The organism is Saccharothrix lopnurensis (assembly GCF_042658445.1).
Taxonomy (GTDB): domain Bacteria; phylum Actinomycetota; class Actinomycetes; order Mycobacteriales; family Pseudonocardiaceae; genus Actinosynnema; species Actinosynnema lopnurensis.
In genome coordinates this window covers 1-24,175 of sequence record NZ_JBHSQO010000046.1, presented here as the reverse complement: position 1 = coordinate 24,175, position 24,175 = coordinate 1, and the positions used below count along the sequence as shown (strand labels likewise).

The following is a 24,175-nucleotide window of genomic DNA, read 5'->3' as shown; positions in this document are numbered from 1 at the left end:
CGCCGGAACGCCCCACGCCTGCGGCTCGGCCAACGTGTGAGGTGTCAAAGTCGGTCGAACCCAGGGGACGACTCGAAGGAGCTGCGCAGGCTACGCGCAGCACCGACCGACCGGGGTCGTGAGCACGCGGCACATCCGGGTCGACACGGGGCTCGCCGAGGCACAGCGCCTCCTCACGCCACACGGAGACCGCCGACCGCTGGCGGGTGCCGCCCGGCGAACCGAGCTACAAGCACGTCACCACCCACCCTTCCATCCTCCGTTCGGAGGATGGAAGGGGTCTACCGCGTCCGCGCCGATCCCCGCCCTCGCGGTCGATCCGGCGCGCCCCCGCGCCCGGCACGCTTTCGGCATGGCGATCATCGAGGTTGACGGCCTCGTCAAGCGCTACGGCGACCACACCGCGGTGAACGGGGTCGGCTTCGCCGTCGAGCAGGGCGAGATCTTCGGCATCCTGGGCCCCAACGGGGCCGGCAAGACCACCACCGTCGAGTGCGTCGAGGGGTTGCGCACCCCGGATGGCGGGACCATCCGCGTCTGCGGCCTCGACCCGCGACACGACACCGGCGAGCTGCGGCAACTGCTCGGCGCGCAGCTCCAGGAGAGCGAACTGCCCGACAAGCTCAAGGTCCGCGAGGCGCTGGAGCTCTACAGCTCCTTCTACCGCGGGCCCGCCGACTGGCGGAAGCTGGTCGACGTCCTGCGCCTGACCGACCGGCTCGACACGCAGTTCCGGCGGCTGTCCGGCGGGCAGAAGCAGCGGCTGTCGATCGCGCTCGCGCTGATCGGCGATCCGCGGGTGGCGGTGCTCGACGAGCTGACCACCGGCCTGGACCCGCAGGCCCGCCGCGACGCGTGGGACCTCATCGCGGGCGTCCGCGACCGCGGCGTGACGATCCTGCTGGTCACGCACTTCATGGAGGAGGCGGAACGCCTCTGCGACCGGCTGGCCGTGATCGACTCCGGCCGGGTCGTCGCCCTCGACTCCCCGGCCGGGCTGGTCTCCCGGATCGGTGACCGGCAGCGCCTCCGCTTCCGCCCGTCCGCGCCGCTGGACCACGCCGTGCTGACGGCGCTGCCCGAGGTCGCCTCCGTCCAGCAGGCCGGGGACCGGCTGGTCGTGACCGGCACGGGGGACCTGCTGCTCGCGGTGACCACCGTGCTGGCCCGCCACCGGATCACCGCGGCCGAGCTGCGGGTCGAGCAGACCTCGCTGGACGACGCGTTCGTCGCGCTCACCGGCCGCCCCGCCACCCCCTGAGGAGACCGCCGTGTCCGCCCTGTCCCGACTCACCGCCACCGAGACCAGGCTGTTCTTCCGCGAGCCGGTGCTCGTGTTCTTCACGCTGGCCTTCCCGCCGCTCCTGCTGGTCGTCTTCGGTTCCATCCCCGCGATGCGCGAACCCTCCGACGACGCCGCCGGCCTGAGGGCGATCGACCTGTACGTGCCGATCACCGTCGCGCTGGGCCTGGCCATGTTCGCGCTCAACTGCCTGCCCCTGCTGTTCGCCACCTACCGGGAGAAGGGCGTGCTGCGGCGCATGCGGACCACACCGGTCGAGCCGCGGGTCCTGCTCGGCGCGCAGCTGCTGATGGCCCTGGTCCTGTCCGCGGCGACCGCGCTGGTCGTGCTCGCCATCGGCCGGCTGGCGTTCGGCGTGGGCCTGCCCCGGCACCTGCCCGCCTACCTGGTGGGCTACCTGCCGACGGCGCTGGCGATGTTCACGGTCGGCCTGCTCGTCGCGTCCCTGGCGTCGACCGGCAAGAGCGCCGGTGCGATCGGGACGCTGGTGTTCTTCCCGCTCGTGTTCTTCGCCGGCCTCTGGTTGCCGCGCGACAGCATGCCCGACGTCCTGCGCGTGATCAGCGATTTCACCCCGCTGGGCGCGGGCGTGCAATCATTGCAGGACGCCACGGCCGGTCACTGGCCGCAGCCGCTGCACCTGGCCGTGGTGGTGGGGTGGGCGGTCCTGGCCGGGATTCCGGCCGCGCGGTACTTCCGCTGGGAGTAGGTCGTGGGCGTCGAGGCGGAGCTGCGCGAGGAGTTCGACCGCTGGGAGCGCAGGGAGAGCGCGATCCTGAAGGCGCTCCCGTACCCGCTGCTGGTCATCAGCCTGCTGTTCACGCTGCTGCAACCGCTCTGGGCCGCACAGGCGCACCTCCCCTCGGTGCTCGGGCTCTCGACCGTGCTCACCGCGTGGGTGCTGTGGTTCCACACGCTCCACCCGGAGTCGCACGGCAACCGCCCGCTGATGGGCCTGTACTACGCGGGGCTCGTGGCGCTGACCGCCTGCCTGGTGCTGCTCACGCCCTGGTTCGGCTTCTTCGCCTTCATCGGCTACGTGCACGCCTTCCAGCACCTGCGGGGCCGGTGGCGGTACGTCGGCGTGGCCGTCACGTCCGCGGTCGCGGCGATCTCGTACGTGGGCGGGGCGGCCGGCATCACCGCCGACGAGTGGTGGAAGTGGCCCGCCGTCAGCACCATCACCGCGGTGCTGGCCACGGCGGCCTTCCACGCCGACGTGATGTCCGACCGGCGCAACCACCGGCAGAAGCGGGCGCTGGTCGAGTTGCACAGGACCAACGCCGAGCTGGAGAACGCGCTGGCGGAGAACGCGGGCCTGCACGCCCAGTTGCTGGTGCAGGCCCGCGAGGCCGGGGTGCTCGACGAGCGGCAGCGGATGGCGGGGGAGATCCACGACACCCTCGCCCAGGGCCTGGCCGGCATCCTCACCCAGCTCCAGGCCGCCGAGCAGGCGTCGGACGACCCGGCGACGTCGCGGCGGCACGTGGCGAACGCGGTGGGCCTGGCCCGCGAGAGCCTCGCCGAGGCCCGCCGGACGGTGCACGCGGTGGGGCCGTCCGCGCTGGCGGAGGCCCGCCTGCCGGACGCGATCGGCGACGTGGCCAGGCGCTGGTCGGAGGTGAACCGCGTCGAGGCCGTGCTGACCACGACCGGCGACGCCCGGCCGATGCACACCGACGTCGAGGTGGCGCTGCTGCGGACCGCGCAGGAGGCGCTCGCCAACGTCGCCAAGCACGCACGAGCCGGTCGGGTCGCCCTGACCCTGTCGTACATGGAGGACCTGGTGACGCTCGACGTCCTGGACGACGGAGTGGGCTTCGCGCCCGACGCCCAGCGCGCCGGCGGTTCCCCGGACGGGGGCTTCGGGCTCGCCGGCATGCGGCAGCGGGTGCACCGCCTCGCGGGGCGGCTGGACGTCGAGTCCGAGCCGGGTGGGGGCACGGCGATCACGGTGACGGTGCCGGCGATCCCCGCCGGGAGCGGAACTTGATCTCGCTGCTGATCGTCGACGACCACCCGGTGGTGCGGGACGGGCTGCGGGGCATGTTCGGCGCCGATCCCCGCTTCGAGGTGCTGGGCGAAGCCGGTGACGGCGCGGAGGCGGTCGCGGCCGGGGAACGGCTCCGCCCCGACGTGATCCTCATGGACCTGCGGATGCCCGGGACCGACGGGGTCGCCGCCATCAGGGAGTTGGCGAAGCGCGGCGTGCCGTCACGGGTGCTGGTGCTCACCACGTACGACACGGACAGCCACGTGCTGACGGCCATCGAGGCCGGTGCCACCGGCTACCTGCTCAAGGACGCGCCGAGGGAGGAACTGGTCCGCGCGGTGGAGGCGGCGGCACGGGGGCAGGCGGTGCTCTCCCCCACCGTCGCGACCCGGCTCGTGGGCCAGGTGCGCAGACCCGCGCCGGCGCCGCTGTCGCGGCGCGAGCTGGAGGTGCTGGAGCTGATCGCCCGGGGCTCGACGAACCGCGAGGCGGCGAAGCGGCTGTTCATCAGCGAGACGACGGTCAAGACGCACCTGCTGCACGTCTACGCGAAGCTGGGCGTCAACGACCGGGCCGCCGCCGTGGCCGCCGCCTTCTCCCGCGGCTACCTGGCACCGCGGGACTGACGACCGGCCGACCGGGGGCGGGCGGGTGGTAGGAGACCTGCGATCAAGGGATCTCGGTCGTCGAGGGTGCGTGGAACACCTGGGCTTGCGGATGGTGTGTCTCGCCGTCCTCCGGCTCGTCGGGCGGCATCGCGGTCGTGGTCGCGCTTCCTCCTGCCGGTCGTGCACGATCGGCACGGCATGACGCCGTGGTCCCCGAGCATGGGGACCACGGCCGTCGGCGTCTGCGAGGTGCCGGTGTCGGCATCCTGGACCCGCTCTGTTGGTCTGGCCGTCGTCGCTCGATTTGCCGTACGACTCGGTCGTCCAGCAGTCACGGGTGCCCTCTTGCTCTACCTGGTTACGCCAGGCCACGCACCTCCGACCTCAGGTGCAACCGAACGCGGAGACGCCTTGTCCGCAGAAGTGCGTGATCAGCACGGCTGGAATCGGCTATGCCTTGGTCTTGCACGTGATGGCGTCGAGGCGCCAAGGGGGGCCGTCATGGGCGAAGGTTCCCAGGCTGACGATGGTGACGGATCGGACGCCGCCGCGCGGCGGAACTCTCTCGGGACGTCGGATCGTCGTGGTCGTGCTGTCCGGCAGCGAGGTCGGGCTTCGTCCTCCGGTGCCGTCGTCCAGGCCGGTCGGGACGCGGTGGTCACGTTCGAGCAGCACGTCCACCACCGGGCGTCGGTGATCCGATCGGCATCGTTGGGGATCACCGTGGTGGTCGTCGTGTGCAGCGTGGTCGTGGTCGTTGGCGGCGTCATCGTCATCCGCAGCGGTGTGCTGCTCGAGCCGGTGCCCGCGTGGACGATGCCGGCGGTGACGTCGTTCGTGGCCGTTCCGCTTCTGCTGCGCCGGCGGAGGCGGAGTGCGGGCGCGCGCCAGGCGTTCCTCGTCACCTCGGCTTTCAGCCAGAAGTACTGGGTCGCCGAGTTCGTGCAACGTCTGCACCGGGCGTTGGACCGAAAGGGCATCAACCTGGTGTTGAAGGTGCCCGACCGGGACTACGACGCCGCGTCGCAGGGTCATGACCTGCGGAGGGTGCTCAACACCAAGGACAGCTACCTGGGCGGGTTCGTCGTCCCGACCGAACTGCACCGGATGCGCTCGCTGCTGGTGGAGTTCTGTGCCGAACTGGCGCTGCCCGTGGTGTTCACCGACGTCGACCCGTTCGACGACGAGAACGAGTACCCCGCCAACACCGCGTTCGTCGGCTACGTCAGCGCCGACCTCGGGGCGGAAGCGGGTCATTGGCTGGTGAACCACCTTCGGCGACGTGGTGTGCGGCGGCCACACGTGCTGATTGTCGCCAGCCGTGAGCACGCCGACCGCCAGAATTCCTGCGCGGCCGTTCTGCGACGAGGTCTGGGCAACGTGTCGATCAGCATCGACGACACCTGCGCGTTCAACCGCTCACGTGCCTATGACGCGGTCCAGGCCCATATCCGGTCCCAAGCCGTGCGGTCACCCCGTCTGGACGCGGTGTTCTGCACCAATGACGAGATGGCGCTGGGAGCGGTCGACGCACTGCGCGCGACGGAATCACCGCTCACCAAAGAGACCACTGTCATCGGCATCGACGGGATCCCCGAAGCCCGACACCTCATCGCAACCGCCGCAAGCCCGCTGCGAGCCACGGTGGTCCAGGATCCTCACCGCCTCACCGAGAGCGCCGCTGAGGTGTTGCAGAGGATGCTCGATGGTCGCCAGACGGCGACACGAACCATTCTCAAGCCTGAGGTGTATCAGGTCCGGTGAACATGTCCGGGCTCGGTTGGCTTCTTCGGGTGGGTGGAGGTTGCTTCGGTGACTCTGGTTCGCGAGTTTCCCCAACGCTGCTTCCGGCCCGCGACGTGGTTTCACCAGGGCCTTGCTGGTGGTCTCTGCTTCAGCGGTCGGGTGTTGGCGTCGCTGACGTGCCGTGTGGCCGAGGGGTGATCTTCTGCTTGCCCGTGGTGTGGATCACCCCTGGTGGGGCATATGTGATCGTTCGTCACCCATTTGGTGCTAGGGCCGGGTGTGGGCGGTTCGGCATGCTTCAACGGCTGATGGGTTGCGTGTCGTCGGGGGGCGCGCGCTGACCTTGGGGGGAACCACCTGTGCACGCTCGCCGTTCGGCGGCGCGCGGTTTTGTGCTGCGCGCTGTGATTCCTGCCCTGTCGCTGATGTCCACTGTGGTGGTGCCGTCTGCGGTGGCCCAGTCGCCTCCGTGCACCACTGTCGAGTTCGACGCGCGTGCGGCGGTGGAGATGGCGCGTCGGTGTGGCACCAGGGTGGAGATCCTGAGCGCGCGTACCGAGACCGCGCAGACCTTCGCCCGCCCGGCTGGTGGGTACACGACGGAGGAGTCGGCCGACCCGCGCTGGGCCCGCGACGCGGACGGGACGTGGACGCCGGTCGACCTGACGCTGCGGGAGTCGGGGGAGGACTCGGTGGCGCCGAGGGCGTCGGTGTTGCCCGTGGTGTTCTCCGGCGGCGGGGTGGGGCCGGTGGCGCGGGTGCGTGACGGTGCTCGCGAGCTGGCGTTGACCTGGTCGGTCGGCGCGTTGCCCGAGCCGGTGTTGTCGGGGCCGAGCGTCACCTACCCGGAGGTGCTGCCGGGGGTTGACCTGCGGTTCACCGCCTCGGCGTTGGGTTTCTCCCAGGTGCTGGTGGTCAAGACGCGGGCGGCTGCGGAACACCCGGAGTTGGACGCGGTGACGTTCGGCATCACCACCAGCGGTGTCGAGATCGAGCAGTCCGGCGAGGGTGGGCTGGTGGCCCGGGGGCCCGGAGGGGAGGTCGTGTTCACCTCGCCGGTTCCGGTGATGTGGGACTCCGCCCCGACCCAGGTGTCGGCGCGGGCGGCGGTCGCGGAACCGGGGGAGCCGCGTCGGGTGGCGATGCCGGTCAGCGTGGAGGACGGGCAGTTGACCGTGGTGCCCGACAGCGCGATGTTGGCAGACCCGGGGACGAACTTCCCGGTCTTCATCGACCCGTCGTGGACGGGGCACATCCGGGACAACGCGTGGACCACGGTGTTGGAGCGCTCGGACGTGGCGGGCACGTCGTTCTGGCAGAACAACAACGCTTTGACGTACTCCGACCTCAAGGGCGGGGCGGGTTCGGGGCGCACGTGCGACAGCATCAGCGTGTCCAACACCTGTTTGAGCGCGCAGTACCGGGTGCGGTCGTTCTTCCGGATGGACCTGTCCCACGTGCAGGGCAAGGTGATCTACGGGGCGTCGTTGCGGTTGCAGCAGCAGTGGACCTGGACGTGCAACCCCGGCAGCAACGCGGGGGTGTGGCTGACCAACGACATCAGCCCGGCCACGACCTGGAACAACCAGCCGTGGTGGGACGACGCCTGGACCGCCTCGGCCCCGGCCAACCGCCGCGCGGACGCCGCCTACGGCTGCCAGGGCACCGGGGACGTGGAGTTCGACGTCACCCACATGGTGCGGCGCGGCGTGGACAACCAGTGGAGCTTCCTCACCATGGGGCTGCGCGCGTGGGACGAGGGCACGGTCAACCAGTGGAAGCGGTTCAACGCCGCCACCCCCGTGCTGGCCATCGACTACAACAGCCTCGCCAACACCCCGGACTCGCTGACCGCCGACGGTCGGGCGTGCGCGACCGGCGCGGGGCGGCCGTTCGTGCCCACCGCGACGCCCACGCTGCGGGCCCGGGTGAGCGACGACGACGCGGCCGACAGCCTGCTGGCCCGCTTCGACGTGGCACGCGTGCGCGAGGACGGCTCGCACGCCCCGGTCCTGTGGTCGACCGAGCGCTACCCGCTGTCCAACGGCGCGACCGCCGACGCCACCCCGCCCGCCCCGCCGGGGCTGCCCTCGGGTGTGCTCGACGGCTCGGACACGCTGCTGGCGGCGGGTGACTGGGACGACGACGGGCACGCGGACGCGATCGCCCGCGACAGCGCGGGCGTGCTGTACCTGTTCCCCGGTGACGGCACGCGGCTGGGAGCGCGGGTGCGGATCGGCAGCGGCGGCTGGTCGCCCTACACGATCGCGGGCGTCGCCGATTGGGACGGCGATGGCCATCCCGACCTGATCGCCCGCAACCCGGCCGGCGAGCTGCTGCTCTACCCCGGCCAGGGCACGCGGAGCGCCCCGCAGGCGCCGGTGAGGATCGGCTCCGGGTTCGGCGGCTACACCTTCGCCGGCATCGCGGACTGGGACCGTGACGGCAACACCGACCTCGTCGCGCGCTTGGACTCCAGCGGCGCGCTCTACCTGTTCCCCGGCGACGGAACCCGTGCCGACCGCACCACGTGGACCAGGTTCTCCCTGGGGGAGGGGTGGACCGGGTTCCGCTACTACGGTGTGGCCGACCGCACCGGTGACGGCAACCCCGACATCTACGCGGTGACCGACGGTGACGGCAAGCTGTGGCTCTACCCCGGCAGCGGAACCCGTTCCCCCTACACCGGCACGCCCTATCGTCACCTGATCGGCAACGGCGGCTGGCAGAACGCCACCGCCGCGGTCACCCCGACCACCACCGGCGACCCGGCCCCGGACCTGATCGCCCACGTGCCCGGCCAGGGCAACGGCTGGCTGCTCTACCCCGGCGTCGTCGGCACCGGAGAAGGCGGCGCACCCACCCCGACCGCGGGCATCGGCCTGGCCGACGGCGTCTACGCCTACCGTGCCGCCGCCTCCGACGGCACCGCCTGGACCACCCCGACGGGGTGGTGCGAGTTCGCCGTCGACCTCACCAACCCCACCGCACCCACCGTCGCGGCACAGGTCTACAAGCCGACCGGGTGCCCGCCGGAGGGCTGCGGCTCCCTCGGGGTGGCCGACACCTTCACCATCACCAGCTCACCGGACGTCATCTCCTACCGGTGGGGCTTCACCGACCCACCCTCGATGACGGTTCCCGCTGCCTCGATGGGTGCGGCGGTGTCGGTGCGCTGGACCCCGCCCTCGGCGGGAGCCAAGACCCTCTACGTCAAGGCCGTAGACCGCGCCGGACGCACCAGCCAACGCGGTTACCAGTTCACCGTCGCCGGAGCGGCGAAGCACGTCGGGCAGTGGATGTTCGGCGACGACCCCGCGTACGACGTGACCGACAACGGGCATGACCTGGTCCTGTCGGGTGTCACCCCGGGCCTGCCGGGGCAGGCGGTCGGCGGCGAGGCCGCGGCCGGTTTCGCCGGTTCCGGGTTCGGCTCGGCGTCGAAGCTGCTCGACACCACGCGGGGCTTCTCGGTGTCGGCCTGGGTGAAGCCCGCCCCGGGCACCTCCGGGAGCCGCACCGTGATCAGCCAGCAGGGCACGACCACGGCGGCGTTCCGCCTCGGCTACGACGGCGTGGACGGCAAGTGGGTGTTCGCGCGCGCCGAGGCCGACACCGCGAACCCGGTACACCGGACGGCGCGGTCCGACGCCCCGGCGGCAGGTGGTGTCTGGACGCACCTGATCGGCACCTACGACGCGTTCAACGGTGAGGTCCGGCTCTATGTCGACGGCGCGCTCCAACGCGCCACCGACGTGATCACCGCGGGCTTCGACGCTCCGGGAGAGCTGTGGATCGGTCGACGCCTCCTCAACGGCACCCCGGCCGAGGCGTGGACCGGCGAGCTGCTCGACGTGCGGGTGTGGGACCGGACGCTGACGCACCCGGAGGCGGAAACCCTCGTCGACTCCGAGCAGGCGAGCACCGTCGGCAAGTGGGAGTTCAACGAGATGGTGGGCACGACCGCCCACGACACCTCCCGTTACTTCCACGACCTCGCCTTGACGCTCGCTCCCGGGGCGAGCTGGGGGCTGGGTGTCCAGCGGGGTGGCCTGCACCTGGACGGAACGGGCTCGGCCGGCAGCGGCGAGCAGGTCCTCAACACCGACCAGTCCTTCTCGGTCGACGTGTGGGCGCGGCTGGCCGAGGCAGGCGCCCAACGAACGGTCGTGGTGCAGCGGGGCCCGTCGGGCGTCGACCCGTTCGCCCTGCGCTACGACGGCGCGAAATGGGTCGCGGAGATGCCCAACGCGCCGACGAACCCCACCACGTGGTGGCGGGCGTCGTCGACGGCGAACGCGTCGGTCAACACGTGGACCCACCTGACCGCGACCTACGACGCGTCGACGCGCACCCTGCGGTTGTGGGTGAACGACGTGCTCCAGGGCACGACCACCGGAGTGGTCGGCTGGAACTCCACCGGAGTGCTGTCGGTCGGCCGCGGCAGCGCGGGCGCCTACTGGTTCGGTGACATCGACGAGCTGAGGGTGCACCAGGGGGTCCTGGAGGGCGCGCCGCTGACCACCACCGCGCCGACCAGTGCCTCGGTGTCGGGCGACGCCCGCGCGGAGATCATCCGGGTCGACGCCAACGGCGACGTCTGGGCGTTCCAGAACGTCGGCGGCGGCTACCCGGACGCGGCCCAGCACATCGGGTGGGGGTGGACGCCGGAGCGCACCTGGTTCGCCGACCTCGACGGCGACGGCCGCACCGAGATCATCGGCGTGAACACCGACGGCACGCTGCGCGCCTACCCGAACGTCAACGGAATGAACGGCTTCCCCTTCGGCACCGGCGTGCTGGTGGGCACCGCGTCCTCCACCGATCCGGCCCGACTTCGGTTCGCGGACCTCGACGGGGACGGTCGCGCCGAGCGGATCTCGCTGGACTCCGACGGCCGGGTCCGCGCCTACCGGAACCTCTACGGCATGAATGCCCTGGGACGTTCCACCGCGTTCTCGACCACCCCGGTGATCGTCGCGGTGACCTCGCACGCCCCGGACCGGGTCCGCTTCGCCGACGTCGACGGCGACCACCGGGCCGAGTTCATCACCGTCAACGACGACCGCACCGTCTCCGGCTACCGCAACCAGTCCGGCCTGGGCTACCGCACCTTCGACGAACCCCAGGAGATCGGCATCGACTGGGAACCCGCCCGCACCCGCTTCGCCGACCTCACCGGCGACGGCCGCGCCGAGATCATCGCCGTGCGCCCGGACGGCACCGTGTGGTCCCACCTCAACACCAACGGCCTCAACGGCTTCCCCTACGGGGGCAGCACACAGGTCGGTCACGGCTGGCACGAACCCGCCCGAGCGTTCTTCGGCTGATCGACACCGGGAGACACGTGATGCGCACAGCGAACTTCCGCCGCGGATTGGCCGTCATGCTCGTGGCCACCCTCACCTCGACCCTCGTCACCGCGCTGCCCGCCGCGGCGGCGCCCTACCAGCCGCCCCGGCCGCAGCAGGAGAGACCGGTCAAGGGCGCCTGGGCGGCTCCCGTCCCCGACGAACCGGCCCGGACCGGCACGCCGTTCAGCGCGCCGGCGCCGGTGTGGCCCGACGCGGGCACGGTCGAGGTGTCGGGCGTCGGAGCCAGATCAGCGAGCAGACCGTCGATCCGCGTCATCCCCACCGACGAGGGCGGGGGAAAGGCGGGGGTCGAGACGTTCGACCGGGCGAGAACGAACGCGGCCGGTGTCGAGGGGCTGCTGTTCCGGGTGTCCGGTGGCGCGAAGGTCGAGGTCGACTACTCGAAGTTCCGCTGGGCCTACGGCGGTGACTGGGCTTCGCGCCTGGAGCTGGTCCGGCTCCCGGACTGCGCGTTGTCCACGCCCGACAGGCCGGAATGCCGCGGTGAGACCGTCCCGTCGTACAACGACACGGACAGCGGCGTGGTGATGGCGTCGCACGCGACCTCCGAAGCCGGTGCGCTGCTGGCGCTCACCGCTGGCACGTCCAGCGGTTCCGGTACCTACACGGCGACGAGCCTGACGCCCTCGGCGACCTGGGCGACCGGAGGCAACACCGGCGAGTTCACCTGGAGCTACCCGCTGCGGGTGCCGCCGTCGCTGGGTGGTCCCACCCCCTCGCTCGCGCTGTCCTACTCGTCGTCCAGCGTGGACGGCCGGATGGTGGCGTCGAACAACCAGCCTTCATGGATCGGTGAGGGCTTCGAGTTCGCGAGCGGTTTCATCGAGCGCCGGTACAGGTCGTGCTCCGAGGACATGGAGGACGGCGCGCTCAACACCGTGAAGACGGGCGACCGCTGCTGGGCCACCGACAACGCGACGCTGTCGATGGCGGGCCACGCCGGTGAACTGATCAAAGCGGGTCCGGACTCGAACCGCTGGTACCTGCGCAACGACGACGGCACGTTCGTCGAACGCCGCACGGGCACGGGCAACGGCGCGCACAACGGTGAGCACTGGGTAGTGACCACCAGCGGAGGCACGCAGTACTGGTTCGGCCGCGCCGGCCAGTCCACCCTCACCGTCCCGGTGGTGGGCAACCACGCGGGCGAGCCGTGCAAGGCGGGCACCTTCGCCGCGTCCTTCTGCACCCAGGCGTACCGGTGGAACCTGGACCACGTCGTGGACCTCCACGGCAACACGATGACCTACACCTACGGCGAGGAGACGAACAAGTACGCCCGCAACGGCTCCACCACGGACCTGGTGGAGTACGACCGCGCCTCCCACCTCCAGCGGATCGACTACGGCACCCGCACCGACCGCACCGAGGACGCGCCGATGCAGGTCGTGTTCGACACGGCCGACCGGTGCCTGGCCGACTGCGGCGTCCACGACGCCCAGCACTGGCCGGACGTGCCCTGGGACCGGGAGTGCGCCGCGAGCCCCTGCACCACCCGCTCCCCGACGTTCTGGACCACCAAGCGCCTCGCCGCGGTGACCACGAAGGTCGGCGGCAACCCGGTGGAGAAGTGGACGCTGACCCACTCCTTCCCCGACCCCGGTGACGGCACCCGCGCCGGGCTGTGGCTGGAGAAGATCGCGCACGAGGGCCTGGTGGGCGGCTCCGCCGCAGTCCCCGACATCACCTTCGAGGGCGTGCAGCTGTCCAACCGCGTCGACACCCACTCCGACCAGCACGCCGCGATGAAGTGGTGGCGCGTCAAGAGGGTCATCAGCGAGACCGGCGGCCGACTCGACGTGACCTACTCCCAGCCCGACTGCGTGCCCGGATCCCGGATGCCCAACGCGACCGCGCTGCACGACAACGCCCTGCGCTGCTACCCGGTTCGCTGGACCCCGGAGGGCGCGCAGGACCCGATCCTGGACTACTTCCACAAGTACGTCGTCACCGACATCCTCGAAACGGACATGACCGGCGGCAACACCGCCGTACCCACGCACTACGACTACGTCGGTGATCCTGCCTGGCGCCACGCCGACGACGACGGCCTGGCCGAGGTCGAGGACCTGACCTGGTCGGTGTGGCGCGGCTACGGCGCGGTGCGCGTCACCAGGGGCCGCGACGCCGAGCGCACCTCCACCGAGACCCGCTACTTCCGCGGCATGCACGGCGACAAAACCCCGACCGGTACCCGACCCGCCACCATGCCCGCCCTCGCGGTGGGCCCGGTTCCCGAGGCCGTCGACGAGGACGCCTTCGCCGGCATCCCGCGCGAGGAGATCGTCTACAACGGCCCCGGTGGCGCCGAGGTCTCCGCCACCGTCACACAGCCCTGGCAGTCCTCACCCAGGGCCGGCCGTACGATCAACGACAGCACCGTCCACGCCCGGCGCACCGGCACCGCCGCCAAGCACACCCGCACCGCGCTCGACGCCGGTCGCGGTCACCGCACCACCAGCGTCCACACCACCTTCGACGACACCTACGGCGACCCCGTCCGCACCGAGAGCCGAGGCGACGACGCCGTTGGCGGCGACGAGAAGTGCGAGCTGATCGACTACGCCCGCAACACCACGGCGTGGTTGGTCGGCGCGGTGTCGCGCAAGCGCGGCTTCACCGTCGACTGCGCCACCGCCGAGGCCGATGGCGCGCCCGACGCCGACGTCGTCTCCGACGACAGGACCTACTACGACAACCAGGGCCTCGGGGTACCGCCGGTCAAGGGCGACATCACCAAGGTCGAGTCGTTGAAGTCCCACACCGGCGATGTCTCGACGTACCTGACCGACGCCGTCGGCGAGTACGACGCCTACGGCCGCGTCACGAAGATCACCGACGTCAAGGGCACCAGCACGACCGCCTACACCCCTGAGGCGGGCGGTCCGGTCACCGGCAACACCACGACCAACGCGGCCGGTTGGGTCACCACCACGACGCTGCAACCGGCCTGGGGCTCGCCGACCCTGATCGTTGACCAGAACCGGCAACTGACGGAGTTCGACCACGACCCCCTCGGACGGGTGACGGCGGTCTGGAAGCCCGGGTACTTCCGCGCCGGCGGGACGCCCTATGCGAAGCACTCCTACTCGGTCCGCCGCACCGCGCCGTCCGTGACCACCACGCAGACGCTCAACGCCGCCGCGGCCTACACCACGACCTACGAGGTGTTCGACAGCCTGCTGCGGCTGCGCCAGACCCAGCGGCTGGACGCCTCGGGCGGCAGCCAGAACGCCGTCGTGACCGACGTGTTCTACGACAGCGTCGGCCGGGCAGCCCGGGTCAACAACCCCTACCTCGGCACGAAACCGCCGGCGGCCGAGCTGTACGTGCCGTCGACGCAGCCCTCCGAGGTCATCCCGAGCCAGATCACCACCGCCTACGACGGTGCCGGCCGCGTCGTCGAGGAGGCGCTCAAGAAGAACGTCTCGGTCGCCAGCCCCGGCGGTGAGCTCGTGCACCGCACCACCACCGCCTACGCCGGCGACCGCGTCGACGTGACGCCGCCCGCCGGCGGTGTGGTGACCTCAACCCTGACCGACACCCTGGGTCGCACGACCGAACTGCGGCACCACCACACCGGGGTCGCCGCGGGCAGCGCCACCGGATTCGACAAGATCGCCTACACCCACGACCGGCTGGACCGGCTCAAGACCGTGGTCGACCCGGGCGGCAAGCGCTGGGAGTACGACTACGACCTGCGCGGTCGGCAGGTCCGCGCCCTCGACCCCGACAAGGGCACCACGACCTCGGTCTACGACGACGCCGGACAGCTGACCTCCACCACCGACAGCCGCGGCCAGACCCTGGCCCACACCTACGACGTGCTCGGCCGCAGGACCAGCACGCGCGACGACACCACCACCGGACCCCTGCGCGCCGAGTGGACCTACGACACCCTCTCCAGCGGGGAGACGTTCTACGGGCACCAGATCAAGTCCACCCGCTGGATCGGCGCCGACGCCTACACCAAGGAGCACTTCAGCTTCAACCACGACGGCAACCCGATCAGCACCACCTACACCATTCCCGCCGGCGAAGGAGGCCTGGCCGGCAGCTACAACTACGTCAACACTTACGGCGCCGCCGGCGCACCGTCCTCGTCGCGCATCCCCGCTGTTGCCGACCTCAAGCGCGAAACGCTCGGCTACCGCTACGACAGCCTCGGTCAACCCGCGGCCGTGCGCACCGGCTACGGCACCTACGAAACCGACCTCGTCGCCGCCACCACCTATACCGCCTTCGGCGAGCTGGCGGCCTACACCCTGCGCAGCGACCGCGACACCGTCGACATCGTCCGCGACTACGACACCCCCACCCGGCGCCTGAAGCAGATCTGGACCTCGAAACAACTCGCGCCCACCGACGTCGCCAAGGTCAACTACGAGTACGACCCCTACGGCAACCTCGCCAAGGTCTCCGACACCGTCAGCGGGGACACCCAGTGCTTCCGCACCGACCACCTGCAACGCCTGACCGACGCCTGGACCCCGGCGTCCGGGAACTGCGCCCAGAACCCGACCACCACCGGCCTGGGCGGTCCCGCCAAGTACCGGCACTCCTACACCTACAACGCCGCGGGTGACCGGTCGGCGCTGGTCGAGCACGGCACCGGTAGCGGAGACCGGACCACCACCTACACCCCGAAGGCCAGCACCCACGCCGTCGCCGGCACCTCCACCACCGACACCACGGGCACCCGCACCGCCGACTACACCTACGACGCGGCCGGTAACACCACCTCACGCCCCTCGGCCAACGGCACCCAGACCCTCACCTGGGACCGCGAGGGCCGCCTGGCCACCTCCACCGACGCCTCCGGCGAGACCTCGTTCACCTACGACGCCGACGGCCAACGCCTGATCCGCCGCGACCCGGGCGGCCGGACCCTGTACCTGCCCGGCCAGGAACTGCGCGTCTCCACCTCGGGCGTCAAGACCTGCACCCGCTACTACACCCACGCCGGTCAGCCGATCGCGATGCGGGTCTACAGCCAGTCCCCGGTAGGCGGCCTCACCTGGATCTCCGCCGACCGCCACGGCACCGCCGAGATCACCATCGCCAACAACCCCACCCAGACCACCGGCATCCGCCGCACCCTGCCCTTCGGCGAGGTCCGGGGCGGCAACGGCACCTGGCCCCAGAAGCTGGACAAGGGCTTCGTCGGCGGCACCGTCGACAACACCGGCCTCATCCACCTCGGCGCCCGCGAATACGACTCGGCACTGGGCCGGTTCATCTCCGTCGACCCGCTCATGGACCTGACCGATCCGCAGTCCCTGCACGGCTACGCCTACGCCAACAACAACCCGCTCACCTTCACCGACCCCGCCGGCCTGGCGTCCTACATGTGCCCGGACGGGGTGTGCAACGGCAAGCGGACGACCAACGGTCTCGGCCACGACAACACCGGCCCCGCCCCCACCACGGTGTCGGTCACCAACTCGAACGAACCGGCCCCCCAGCGGGGCTGCCACAACAGCAGCTACGCCGCGATGCCCTGTGGTCCCGGAACCAGCAGCGCACCGGACCCCGGCTATGCGGCTTGTCCGGGTTGCAACGGGGGTATGACCCGGGAGAAGTTGCAGCTGCTGATCGATGCCATCGGCACGGTCGTGCCCGGCCTCGGCGACGCGGCCGATGCCGCGAACTGCGGCATCCACGCCGGTCACGGCGAGTACGGCGACGCGGCCATGTCCTGCGCGGCGGCCGTGCCGATCATCGGTGTCGTCGCCGGCCTGGTCAAACTCGCCAAGGGCGGCAAGAAGCTCGGCGACGCCGCCGACGAGGGCAAGACCGCGGTCAAGTGCGTCAACAGCTTCACCGGCGACACCCACGTGCTCATGGCCGACGGCACGACCAAACGCATCGACGAGATCGAGGTCGGCGACGAGGTCGCCAACAACGAACCCGGCGGCGGGGACCTCGAAGCGCACGAGGTCGTCGCCGTCCACATCACCGACGCCGACAAGGACTACGTCGACCTCACCATCGCGACACCGGACGGCCCGAGGACCATCCGCGCCACCGCCCACCACCCCTTCTACAACGCCGGTGAAGGCGTCTGGGAAGACGCGGCCGACCTGACCGCAGACGAACAACTCGCCACACGCGGCAACGGACGGGCCAGCGTGCTCGGCGCGCGCCACTACAGCGCCGACCTGCGGACGTACAACCTCACAGTTGATAACATCCACACGTACTACGTGCTCGCCGGCAACACCCCGGTCCTGGTGCATAATAGTGGATGTGAGACAGTTCTGGGAGATGTCTCGGCTATCTCCGGCTGGATGCCGACCGGCATACCCGAAGAATCCTGGGCTGTAATCGGCGATATTCGGCGTTACGGTGTTGAAGCTCAAGCTGCTGGCGAGCTATTTGTGGGACCTTCTGTGCCGCGCGTATTCAATAATGCGGGGAAAGGTGGCGGACACCAACTTCCAAAATATAGCAGCACCGGCAAACCCGTCGAATACCGAGAATGGGGCACGGTGCAGTCGTCGGCGAACCCGAGACCTGGCGGTGAGCGGATCGTGACAGGCTCAGATGGATCGATCTACTATACTCCGACTCACTATCAGACTTGGATTGTGGCGGTGCCTGGATCATGAAGAACCTTGAACTGTGGGGTCTCGGTGGACCTTCGCTCTTGGTGGTCTCTGTCGAATGCCAATCTTTGTTTGCTGCCATGATGCCGCCATCGGGTTCGGTGGCCGTGGCTCGCTTGGATGGTGCGGCAATGATCGAGACGCATGACGTTTTCGATCAGTTTTCAAGGGCGCTGAGGTTTCCGGTGTACTTCGGCTGGAATTGGGACGCGCTGTCCGACTGCCTGCGTGACCTTTCGTGGTGGCCGGCTGACCGCTACCTAGTTATTATCGATCATGCAGAAAGTATCCTCCTGGGTGGAGCCGAGGAGCGCGGAAGTCTCCTCTCGATTTTGTCGCAAGCTGCACAGGAGTGGGCAAACCCGGTCGGTAAACCTAACGGCGAAGGGATTCCGTTCAAGGTTCTCCTTCTCTGTGTTGAAGATTCGGTTGAAGCGCTTCGTGCTGAAGTGGATTCGTGGTGAGATTTCCGGTGAAATCGATCGACAGTGTGTCCCGGTCGTCAAAGAGGACAAAGTAGGCTGAGACTTCTTCGTCGGCTGTCTGACGATGGTGCTGCTCGTACGATTGCCTTCATCGGCGCGCTCGGAGGTGGTCACCCGGCTGTATGGGCGCTGCGGCCTATGGCCTCTGACTAGTCAGAAAGTCGGTCAAGCGGCTTCGACGTGGGTGTCGCCTTCGACCGTGGGTCAGCCAGGTGTGCGTCGGAAGTTGGTTGGCGCGGTAGTGCGCCGTCTTGCGGGTCGATGGTGATGATCCCGAAGGTCAAGTCGACGCGGTGCTAGAGCGGTTTGGCCAGTTCGCCCCGGGGCAGACCCGTGTAGGTGGCTGCGACGACCAACACGGATCTGCGGTTAGGCTGCTGTGGGTTCGTACTCGTTGATCAGGCCGCCGTGGGCTGGTCGGCGGCGTACCGCTGCCATCGCCGGTCAGTGTTGCGCCTGATTTTGGTGGTCTCGCGATTGCCGCTGTTTCGATATGGGCTTTAATGGCGATGATGCACAACCTCGCCGTCGAAGATTTGCGCACCTGTTGTGTGAGGACGGGTTTGAGTCCGTTCTCGCCCATGACCGGTGGTCGACACGTCATGAGAAGGCTGGTGATATCGCTGGGAACTATACCGAAAGGTAGTCGACTCGGAACCCGGCGTTGCAGTGGTACCACGAAGAGTTGAGCAACGAGGAACTTGTGGGTACGATAAACAACGCTGCGGAGGGGGATGGGATCGTTGTCTCGCGCGGTGGAGTTGTCCTTGGAGGTCATCACCGCTGGGGCGAAATTCACAGAAGAGTCAAGGAGGAGGAGTGTGCGAGCTTATCGATGTCTCCTTCTTTTCTCAACTGTAAACGATAGGGGTGCCGGTGGTGTCACTACAATCGATCTTGACCCGGTGAGGTTCGGTTCTTTGGAGCGAATCGATCGAGACCCGGATGTCAGGAAGGTGCTTGCTCGGTGGCCGACTGTGGTAGCGGGTGTAGTGGTCGGGCGTTGGTGATGCCTTGGTGGGGTCGGTGGATGTTGTGGAGGTGCTCGTGCGTCGGCCCTCGTCCTCGAGGTCCATGACGAGGTCCCTGGCGGCTTGGGTGACACAGGAGGCGGTCGGGTGCGCGGTGGCGCCGAGGATCCTGTCCGGCGGCGTATCGAGGTGCGGCCCGGCTCTGTGATCGGCTGGTCTGGTCGTGGTGGTGTGGGTTGTGGGGCTTGGTGTGATCTGCGGTGGTTGTAGTGGGGTGCGTAGCGGTCGAGTGCCGCCTCGCAGGTGGAATTCATTGATCATGCGTAGGTGGTCGGTGGCTTCGCGTCTGACGGTGCCGATGAACCGTTAGGCGTAGCAGTTGGTTCGGGACCTCCCGAGGGTTGGCCGAGTTGTTGCGGTACAAGGAGATCGCGCTGCGGGCCGGCCGCACGACCCGCCGCAGCCCGCGTCCGGCGTCGGCACCGCGCATCCGCGGGCTCCACTACCTCGACGAACGCCCCGTCGAGGCCGACGACCGGCGCCGTGTCCGGCCACTGGGAAGGGGACCTGGTGACCGGCAAGGGCGACAGGAGTGCGCTGGCCACGGTGGTGGAACGCACCAGCCGCTTCCTGGTCCCGGTCCCGCTGCGCGGACGCGACGCGGTCATCGCCGCCGTCAGCGATCTCCCGGCCTCGATCAAACGCTTCCTGACCTGGGACTGCGGGTCGGAGGTGGCGATGAACGCCGAGGTCGCCGCGGCCGAGCTGCCGGTGTTCTTCGCCCACCCGCACTCGCCCTGGGAACGCGGCAGCAACGAGAAGCTCAACTGCATTGTACGCGATTTCCTGCCCATGGCGTCGACATCCCCTCCGATCCCCGTTACCTCGCCGCCATCGCCGCCGAGATCAACGGCCGACCCCGAAAGATCCACGACTGGAAAAACCAGCGAGGTGTTCACCGAAATCGAAGCAGATGCTTCCACCGCCTGAATTCGCCGTCGTCTCTTCAGACTCGGTTGAAGTCGACTCTCGGGTTGCGCAGATAACCGGGAGCAGAGGTTGCGTGGCAGTGTGCTCCGGTGTCCTGTTCGGTGGGATACCGTTGATGCGTGGACAGGGCTGGTGATGATGCCGCCTTATGGCGCAACGAGGTTGGTGCCGATTCCGTCGGGGTCGTGGTGCAGGCGGGGGCGATCGCGGGTGGCATCCACATCTCGGTCCCCAGGCGCCCGCCGAACAGGCCCGCGCAGTTGCCGAGGGGGCCTTCGCCGTTCGTCGGGCGGTCCGCGGAGTTGCGGTGGTTGGACCAGGCGGTCGCCGACGGGCACGCGCCGTACGTGAGCGGGGTCGGGGGGACGGGGAAGACGGGTCTCCTCCTCCACTGGGCGCACTCGCGTCGGGATCGTTACGAGGACGGCCAGTTGTACGTGGACCTGCGCGGTGCCGACGCGGCGGAGGTCCGACCGGTGGCCGCTGTGGTGCTTCGGCGTTTCCTGGAGGCGCTTGGCGAGCCGGACGAGGCGATTCCCCGCGATCCGGACGAGCTGGTCAAGCACTACCGGACTGTGCTCAGCGTGCGGAGGGTGTTGGTCTTCGCGGACAACGTGGGTTCCCTGGAGCAGGTCCGGGCGCTGCTGCCGGGACCGTCGAACGCCGTGTTGATCGCGGCCGGTCGCGCCCACCTGGACGGCCTCCGGGGCAGCGGGTTCGACCTGCGGCGGCTGGGGGCGCTGAGCGCCGACGAGGCGGGTGCCCTGTTCGGGCGATCGCTGCCCGACGGCGACGACCGGCCGATGGGGGAGCCCGGAGCCGTGGCCGAGATCGCCCGGCGTTGTGGGCGGTGGCCGCTGCCGCTGCTGATCGCCGCCGGGCGTGCGATCGACCGCCCGGCCCTGCCGCTGTCGACGCTCGCCCGGGAATTGGCAGCCCGGGGTCTTGACGCGATGAGGACCAGGGACGGCTCGGGGAGCGTGCGCGATGTGCTCGCGAATTCGGCCGCGGCACTCCGCGACGAGGCGCGCGAGGTTTTCGCGCTGCTGGCCGTGAGCCCGGGTCAGGACCTCCACGTGGACGCCCTGGCGGCCCTCTCCGACCGCCCCGTGGACGACGTCGTCCCGCTGCTGGACAACCTGGAGACGATGAACCTCGTCCAGTGGGCCGACGAGGGTCGTTACCGGATGCACGACCTCGTCCGCCTGTACGCCCGCGAGTTGGCCGGTGACGACGACGCCGCGCTCCGACGGCTCGTCGACCACTACCTGGGCACCGCGCGTGCGGCCGACCTCCTCCTGGCCCCGTACAAGACGGCGGCCGACATCGTCGGACCGGTCGCCCGCATCGAGGCGTCCGACGTGCTGCCGTGGTTCAGCGCGGAACACCGCAACCTGCTGGCCGTCCAACAGGAGGCGCTGAGGCGGAGGTGGTACGACCGGGCCTGGAGCGTTGCCTGGCACCTCGTGGACTTCCAGCGGTGGCGGGGACACCTGCACGACTGCTACGACACCTGGACGACCGCCCTGGAAGCCGCGCACGCCCTGGGCGATCGATGGCGACTGGCGTGGGCGCATCGGCAGATGGGGCAGGCGTGCTCCCGACTGAGCCGGTTCGACGAGGCCGAGGACCACCTCCACGAAGCCGTCGCCCTGGCGCGCGGCGTCGACCTGTCGTGCGAAGCGGCGGCACTGCGCACACTCGCCCGCAACTCCTCTCGCCGTGGCCGGCACCGCCAAGCGGTCGACCACGCCCTGGAAGCCCTGGACCGGTACCGGGGGGTCGGAAACCCGCTGAGAACGGCGCTCGGCCTCACGACCGTGGCGTGGGCGCAGGCGGGAGTGGGGAACTACGCCGAGGCCCGGAGCTCCGGCCTGGAGTCGATGTGGGCGCAGCGGTTGCACGGCAATCATTACGGTGTCGCCGAATCGGCGGCTTGCCTGGGGCACATAGCTCACATGAGCGGTCACCACGACCAGGCCGTAGCGCATTATCGGGAAGCCGTGCGGAAGTTCCGCTACCTGGAGAACACCTACAAGGAAGCCGATGTCATGGCCAGCCTGGGGGATGCTTACGCCGTCGTGGACCTTGCTGCGGCCAGGGTGCAGTGGCGGCGAGCGCTTGATCTTTATGCGAAGCAGAACCGTGCTGCTCAAGTCGAGTCGATCATTACGAAGCTGAAGTATTGAGCGATGCGGTGTGCTGAGGGCTGGTGTTGCAGCTCTGGCATGAGGGGCGACTGGCATGTCGATCGCCTGATTTGCGCATATGTGTTCGACGGTCGCGATGGTCGACACCCCGCCGTCGCGGTTCGGCATTTATCGGCTGAATCCGGCGTGCGTCGATTCTGTTTCGGCCGGCTCCTCCATGTCCGGCTTTGTGCTGCGCGCGATTCGCGTATTGATCGATTTCGGCGTGCAGGGGAGCGGTGGAGGGACGGGGTGCGTGGTGTTGCCGGCGGGGAGCCTGCTGCAACCGGTGACGTGGGTGCATGCGGCGCGGGGCGAGGTGCCCGAGGTGAGTGCGGGAGCGGGACCGGTGGACCGACCGGTGCCCGCGTCGGCCAGGCCGGACGAGGCGGTGCCGCCGGAGCAGTGGCCACCGGCCGTGCTCGTGGGCGTCGAGGCCGCCGGTGAGCCGGTGCGGCTGCGGTCGGCTGCGGTGCGGCGCGGCACTTCTGCCGCACGTTCGGCGCCGCCAAGGGCTGGGTGCTCGACCTGGGCGAGGAGCACTCCGTCACGTTGGTGGCAGTCTTGGACGGCGGTGGCGAGGTCGTGTCCGAGCAGGACCGGACACGCGTCCGCGCACGACGGTCCTGGTACCGGAGATTCCGGTCGAGCGGACATCCGGCTGTGGTTGCGGGACGGCGTTGGGCACGACCGGCGCGCGGCAGGCGTTCCGCGGCGACAACGTGAACACGGCGACCGGCGCGTTCACCCGCGTCGAGCCGGACCTGGCGATGGCGTCGTTCGGTGGGCTTTCCTCCACGCTGACCCGGCCCGAGGTGTTCGAGCCGGGCTGGGCGTGGTCCTGCGGGATGCGCGTGACGCGGACCGATCAGGGCGCGATCGTGCTGGCAGACGACGGCGGGAGCGTGCTGTACCGCTTCATTGACGGCGCCTACCAGCGCCCGCCGGGGAACTGCGCGGGACCGGCACCGGTTGGGGCTGGTCACGGTGAGCCAACTGGTCCACGGCTTCGACGCGCAGGTCCGCGTGGGCGTCGAGGGCGACCTGATCCGCTCGATCACCCTGCCTGGTCACCGCAAGACGCAGTACGAGTACGACCAGGCTGGCCGGTTGGGCATCCACAAGGACGCCCGCGGCGGCCAATGACCCTACGGCTACTCGGCCGAGGGTCGGTTGACCGAGGTGACGGACCCGCAGCCGCACCGCACCAGGTTGCTGCGCAACGAGTACGGCGCGGACGGGCGCATGGCGCGGCAGACCGGCGCGCTGGACAACGCGACCACGTTCGCCTGGAACGCCGGCGAGCAGAGGTCGACCACGACCGTCGCGGACGGCGTGGTCGTCCGCGACGGCTACCGCGGCAACGTGCCGCTCCACACCCGGCGCCGCGCGGGCGACACCCACAACCATCGCTACGACGGCTCGCTCAACCGGAACCTGCTGCTCAACGGCAACCCGACCGACGCGTGGCGCCTCAGGGGTTCGACGAAAAGACCAGGTACGACGAGCGCGGCCTGCGCACCACCACGACCGACCAGCGCGGCAAGGTCACCCGCTACGAGCACATCTCGCCGGGGCAGACCAACTCCGGCCTGCTCGCGGCGGTGGTCTCGCCGGAGGGGCGACGGATCGAGGCCCGCTACGACGCCCGACCGGCCGCTGCACCAGCAACCCTGCCCCAGGGCGCCGGCCTGATCGCCGAGGCCGTCTTCCGCACCGGCAAGGCCGCCGCCGAGAAGGCCGCCGAGGTGAAAGCAAGCGGATCGAACAAGTCGCGCCCGGTGACACCGTGCAAGCCGCCGACCCGGCCACCGGCAAGACCGGGGGGTATCCCTATGTGGTTGTCAAGCCGCAGCCGGGGCGGGAGTTTTCTCGGGATGCCGGTAGTGGGTCTTGTTTCGGAGCAT

The 24,175-nt window shown here is 69.7% G+C and carries 12 protein-coding genes and 1 pseudogene; 12 read left to right on the top strand and 1 reads right to left on the bottom strand.

Annotation, left to right across the window (positions count from 1 at the left end):
* The first annotated feature begins 352 nt into the window (after positions 1 to 352).
* From ACFP3R_RS30275 to ACFP3R_RS30225, 11 genes and pseudogenes are all read left to right on the top strand, one after another.
* Entirely contained in the window at positions 353 to 1,261 is a 909-nt protein-coding gene (locus ACFP3R_RS30275; RefSeq protein ID WP_380640926.1) for an ABC transporter ATP-binding protein, read from the top strand.
* 10 nt (positions 1,262 to 1,271) lie between these two features.
* Positions 1,272 to 2,012 (top strand): ABC transporter permease, encoded by a 741-nt coding sequence (locus tag ACFP3R_RS30270; RefSeq protein ID WP_380640924.1) that lies wholly within the window; start codon positions 1,272 to 1,274, stop codon positions 2,010 to 2,012.
* 3 nt (positions 2,013 to 2,015) lie between these two features.
* The gene (locus ACFP3R_RS30265) at positions 2,016 to 3,296 is read left to right on the top strand and encodes a sensor histidine kinase (RefSeq protein ID WP_380640922.1); all 1,281 of its coding nucleotides are present in this window, start codon (positions 2,016 to 2,018) and stop codon (positions 3,294 to 3,296) included.
* Positions 3,293 to 3,922, top strand: coding sequence for a response regulator (locus ACFP3R_RS30260; protein WP_380640920.1), 630 nt, complete (start codon positions 3,293 to 3,295; stop codon positions 3,920 to 3,922). Before ACFP3R_RS30265 ends, ACFP3R_RS30260 begins: the two co-directional genes overlap by 4 nt.
* 636 nt (positions 3,923 to 4,558) lie before the next feature.
* A complete protein-coding gene (locus tag ACFP3R_RS30255; RefSeq protein WP_380640918.1) occupies positions 4,559 to 5,668 on the top strand; it encodes a sugar ABC transporter substrate-binding protein in 1,110 nt (369 codons plus the stop codon).
* A gap of 515 nt (positions 5,669 to 6,183) precedes the next feature.
* The gene (locus tag ACFP3R_RS30250) at positions 6,184 to 10,980 is read left to right on the top strand and encodes a LamG-like jellyroll fold domain-containing protein (protein WP_380640916.1); all 4,797 of its coding nucleotides are present in this window, start codon (positions 6,184 to 6,186) and stop codon (positions 10,978 to 10,980) included.
* A gap of 20 nt (positions 10,981 to 11,000) precedes the next feature.
* Positions 11,001 to 17,636 (top strand): RHS repeat-associated core domain-containing protein, encoded by a 6,636-nt coding sequence (locus tag ACFP3R_RS30245; RefSeq protein ID WP_380640914.1) that lies wholly within the window; start codon positions 11,001 to 11,003, stop codon positions 17,634 to 17,636.
* Positions 17,633 to 18,097, top strand: coding sequence for a barstar family protein (locus ACFP3R_RS30240; protein WP_380640912.1), 465 nt, complete (start codon positions 17,633 to 17,635; stop codon positions 18,095 to 18,097). Before ACFP3R_RS30245 ends, ACFP3R_RS30240 begins: the two co-directional genes overlap by 4 nt.
* 1,420 nt (positions 18,098 to 19,517) lie before the next feature.
* Positions 19,518 to 20,079: pseudogene (locus tag ACFP3R_RS30235) on the top strand (IS30 family transposase); the annotation flags it as partial.
* 431 nt (positions 20,080 to 20,510) lie between these two features.
* Positions 20,511 to 22,268 (top strand): hypothetical protein, encoded by a 1,758-nt coding sequence (locus ACFP3R_RS30230; RefSeq protein ID WP_380640908.1) that lies wholly within the window; start codon positions 20,511 to 20,513, stop codon positions 22,266 to 22,268.
* A 987-nt stretch (positions 22,269 to 23,255) separates the two neighbouring features.
* Positions 23,256 to 23,414 (top strand): RHS repeat domain-containing protein, encoded by a 159-nt coding sequence (locus tag ACFP3R_RS30225; protein ID WP_380640906.1) that lies wholly within the window; start codon positions 23,256 to 23,258, stop codon positions 23,412 to 23,414.
* An 8-nt stretch (positions 23,415 to 23,422) separates the two neighbouring features.
* On the opposite strand, the gene ACFP3R_RS30220 is transcribed toward ACFP3R_RS30225, so the two are convergent.
* A complete protein-coding gene (locus ACFP3R_RS30220; RefSeq protein WP_380640904.1) occupies positions 23,423 to 23,587 on the bottom strand; it encodes a hypothetical protein in 165 nt (54 codons plus the stop codon).
* A gap of 147 nt (positions 23,588 to 23,734) precedes the next feature.
* On the opposite strand from ACFP3R_RS30220, the gene ACFP3R_RS30215 reads away from it, so the two are divergent.
* A partial coding sequence (locus tag ACFP3R_RS30215) for a hypothetical protein (RefSeq protein WP_380640902.1) occupies positions 23,735 to 24,175 on the top strand: 441 nt, incomplete at its 3' end.